Annotated in this window: 5 protein-coding genes and 1 pseudogene; 3 read left to right on the plus strand and 3 right to left on the minus strand. The window is 57.0% G+C overall.

From position 1 onward, the window contains the following. Together ACXRVY_RS19190 and infA are read left to right on the plus strand one after the other, a co-directional pair. Window positions 1–205, plus strand: a pseudogene (locus tag ACXRVY_RS19190) (arginyltransferase); the annotation flags it as partial. A gap of 111 nt (window positions 206–316) precedes the next feature. Further along, a complete protein-coding gene (infA, locus tag ACXRVY_RS19195) occupies window positions 317–535 on the plus strand; it encodes a translation initiation factor IF-1 (protein ID WP_002553999.1) in 219 nt (72 codons plus the stop codon). Between the two features lie 170 nt (window positions 536–705). Here the strand turns inward: infA and clpA are convergent, their stop codons facing one another. Both clpA and clpS read right to left on the minus strand, forming a co-directional pair. Further along, entirely contained in the window at window positions 706–2,976 is a 2,271-nt protein-coding gene (clpA, locus tag ACXRVY_RS19200; RefSeq protein WP_223461576.1) for an ATP-dependent Clp protease ATP-binding subunit ClpA, read from the minus strand. 30 nt (window positions 2,977–3,006) lie between these two features. Beyond that, complete coding sequence (gene clpS, locus ACXRVY_RS19205; RefSeq protein ID WP_032829596.1) at window positions 3,007–3,369, minus strand: ATP-dependent Clp protease adapter ClpS; 363 nt, start codon at window positions 3,367–3,369, stop codon at window positions 3,007–3,009. Window positions 3,370–3,593: 224 nt separating this feature from the next. Between clpS and cspD the strand changes: the two genes are divergently transcribed. Further along, the gene (gene cspD / locus ACXRVY_RS19210; protein WP_223461574.1) at window positions 3,594–3,860 is read left to right on the plus strand and encodes a cold shock domain-containing protein CspD; all 267 of its coding nucleotides are present in this window, start codon (window positions 3,594–3,596) and stop codon (window positions 3,858–3,860) included. A gap of 80 nt (window positions 3,861–3,940) precedes the next feature. On the opposite strand, the gene ACXRVY_RS19215 is transcribed toward cspD, so the two are convergent. Continuing rightward, window positions 3,941–4,024, minus strand: an 84-nt coding sequence (locus ACXRVY_RS19215; RefSeq protein WP_458237996.1) for a hypothetical protein, incomplete at its 5' end; no start/stop codon positions are given.

A 4,024-nucleotide genomic window follows, 5' to 3' on the forward strand; every position in this document is an offset into this window, starting at 1 on the left:
GGTCTACACCTTCTACGAGCCCGCCGAAGAGCGTCGCAGCCTTGGGCGCTACGCAATCCTCTGGCAAATCGCCGAGGCCAGCCGGCTCGGGCTGGAGGCGGTCTACCTCGGCTACTGGATCAAAAACTGCAAAAAGATGAACTACAAGACTCAATATCGCCCCATTGAGTTGCTGATTAATCAGCGCTGGGTGGTTCTAAACTAGAGCCAGCCCTAAACCCCTTGGCTTAAACCCCACTTTTCGGGCACAATGCACGCCGCTTTTGCCTGGCGCAGTTGCACCGGGCCATTCATTGGACACCGAGGGCTTTACTGCATGTCGAAAGAAGACAGCTTCGAAATGGAAGGCACTGTCGTCGACACCCTGCCCAACACCATGTTTCGTGTGGAGTTGGAAAATGGGCACGTCGTAACCGCGCACATCTCCGGCAAGATGCGCAAGAACTACATCCGCATTCTTACCGGCGACAAAGTGCGCGTCGAGCTGACGCCCTATGACTTGAGCAAAGGGCGCATCACTTACCGCGCTCGCTAATCAGGTCAATACAAGACGCCCGGCTCATGCCGGGCGTTTTTGTTTGTCTGCGATTTAGCGACCACAACACAAAACCCTGTGGGAGCGAGCTTGCTCCCACAGGTTTTGATGTGCATTTTGCAGACAACAAAAAGGCGCCTCCCGGCGCCTTTTTGTTTTGCTTCTGAACGTCAGGCCATCTCGGCCGTGGTCTCGAACTCGAAGGTCAGCTCGCCGTCCTTGATGTCGATGTGCACCACACCGCCATGTTCGGCCAGTTCGCCAAAGAGAATCTCCTCCGCCAGCGGACGCTTGATCTTGTCCTGGATCAGGCGAGCCATTGGGCGAGCACCCATTGCCGCGTCGTAGCCACCTTCGGCCAGCCAGTTGCGGGCCGCATCGGTGACTTCCAGCAACACTCGCTTGTCTTCCAGCTGCGCCTGAAGCTCGGTAAGGAACTTGTCCACCACGCTCTTGATGACCTCATGGCTGAGGCGACCAAACTGGATGATGGTGTCCAGACGGTTGCGGAATTCCGGCGTGAAGCTCTTCTTGATCACTTCCATCGCATCGGACGAGTGATCCTGATAGGTGAAACCGATCGAAGCGCGGGCTGCGGTTTCGGCACCGGCGTTGGTCGTCATGATGACGATCACGTTACGGAAATCCGCCTTGCGTCCGTTGTTATCGGTCAACGTACCGTGATCCATGACCTGCAGCAGCAAGTTGAAGACTTCCGGATGCGCCTTCTCGATCTCATCGAGCAACAGCACGCAGTGTGGCTGCTTGGTGATGGCTTCGGTCAGCAGACCACCCTGATCGAATCCGACATACCCTGGAGGCGCACCGATCAGACGCGATACGGTGTGGCGCTCCATGTACTCGGACATGTCGAAACGAATCAACTCGACACCCAACGCCTTGGCCAACTGACGCGCCGCTTCGGTTTTACCGACACCGGTCGGCCCTGCGAACAGGAACGAACCGACAGGCTTGTCAGGGGACTTGAGGCCGGCACGGGACAGCTTGATCGCGGTTGCCAGCGAGTCGATCGCGGCATCCTGACCGAACACGGTCAATTTCAGGTCACGCTCGAGGTTACGCAGCAGCTCCTTGTCGGAACTGGTGACGTGCTTGGGCGGAATCCGCGCGATTTTCGCGACGATGTCCTCGACCTGAGGCACTTCGATGCGTTTAACGCGCATCTCGACCGGTTGCAGGCGCTGGTAGGCACCCGCCTCGTCGATCACGTCGATCGCCTTGTCCGGCATATGCCGGTCGTTGATATAGCGCGAAGCCAGTTCGGCGGCGGCGCGCAGGGCTTCATCGCTGTACTCGATGTTGTGATGCTGTTCGAAGCGCCCCTTTAGACCGCGCAGGATACCGATGGTGTCTTCCACGGAAGGCTCCGACACATCGACCTTCTGGAAGCGCCGGGCCAAGGCACGGTCCTTCTCGAAGATGCCGCGAAATTCCTGGAAGGTGGTCGAACCGATGCACCGGATATCACCCGAGGACAGCAGCGGCTTGAGCAGGTTCGAGGCATCCATGACACCACCGGACGCGGCACCGGCACCAATGATGGTGTGGATCTCGTCGATGAACAGGATCGCCTGCGGACGTTTTTTCAATTCATTGAGCAACGCCTTGAAGCGCTTCTCGAAATCGCCACGGTACTTGGTACCGGCCAGCAAGGCACCCAGGTCAAGGGAGTAAACCACGCTGTTGGCCAGCAGGTCCGGCACCTGGTTGTCGACAATGCGCTTGGCCAGGCCTTCGGCAATCGCGGTTTTACCCACGCCCGCCTCGCCCACCAGCAGCGGATTGTTTTTGCGCCGGCGCGCGAGAATCTGCGCGACACGCTCGACCTCCAGCTCACGCCCCACCAACGGATCGATACGACCCTGGCGCGCCAGCTCATTGAGGTTGCTGGCATAAGCATCCAGGGGATTGCCCGAGGAAGAAGACTCACCACCCTCGTCGTCTTGCATATCTTGCTCACCTTCAGAGTGATCGCCATGCCCCGGCACCTTGGAAATGCCATGGGCGATGTAGTTGACGACATCTATACGGGCAACGCTCTGCTGTTTCAGCAGGAACACCGCCTGACTCTCTTGCTCACTGAAGATCGCGACCAGCACGTTGGCACCGGTCACTTCGCGTTTGCCCGAGCTCTGTACGTGAAACACAGCACGCTGCAGGACACGCTGGAAGCCCAGGGTTGGCTGGGTTTCGCGATCCTCGTCATGCACGGGGATCAATGGCGTGGTGGAGTCGATGAACTCCTGCAGGTCATGCTTGAGTTTGTCGAGGTTTGCGCCGCACGCACGCAAAACGGTGGCGGCAGCCTCATTGTCCAATAGGGCCAGCAAGAGGTGTTCGACGGTCATGAACTCATGACGCTTCGAACGGGCTTCCTTGAAGGCAAGATTGAGGGTGACTTCGAGCTCGCGGTTTAACATAGCTTCACCTCATACCCAAGTGGTCGGCGATTAACCGTCCTTCTCGATTTCACAGAGTAGCGGATGCTGGCTTTCCCTGGCGTACTGGTTGACCTGCATGGCCTTGGTCTCGGCGATGTCGCGGGTAAACACTCCACATACTGCCCGCCCTTCTGTGTGGACGGCCAGCATGACCTTGGTCGCCAGCTCGCGATTCAGGTTAAAAAACACCTCGAGCACTTCGACCACGAAATCCATCGGTGTGTAGTCATCGTTGAACAAAACCACCTTGTACATCGGCGGCGCCTGCAGTGCAGGCTTTGCCTCCTGAACAGCAATGCCTGTGGAATCGTCGTCGTGTAAATCAGGGCGATCCTGATTGAATGTTAGTCGAATCTGGCTGATTGCATGCATGGAAAGAAAGGTTCGTCAGTTGTTCAAATACAGTGGTGGGGGCGGCTATCAGCGTTTTCAACTCCGACTGCCCGGTCAGCTTGACTATCGGCAAAACGGTGTTACAACCAATAGAGCCCACAGTGGGTAAAAAAGGTCCGCGGAGTCAATCTTATTTACAGATTCGACTGCGGATGTACTGGATGATACTCCAGTGATGGAGTCTGTTGCAGAGGGAGTTGGGTATGTCAGGCGGCAAGGTCAGCGGCAAGGTCAARTGGTTCAACAACGCCAAGGGTTACGGTTTCATCGTCGAGGACGGCAAGACAGAAGATCTGTTTGCCCACTACTCCGCCATCCAGATGGAAGGTTATAAAACCCTGAAAGCCGGGCAAGCTGTCGTATTCGACATAATCCAGGGCCCCAAAGGCCTGCACGCGGTCAACATCGGCAACCCGGTGGATGCCTCGAAAGCGACGGCATCCGCCCCGCAACAGACCGTTACGGCGTAAGACCACACCGTCATCCCGCCATAAAAAAACCGCCTGACTCAAATTCTTGAATCAGGCGGTTTTTGTGTGCCTGCGTTTTCTTACATGTGCGAGATAAGCGCATCACCGAAGCCGGAAGACGACACCAGCTTGGCGCCGTCCATCAGACGTTCGAAGTCATAGGT

The organism is Pseudomonas sp. P5_A2_2, assembly GCF_054177685.1.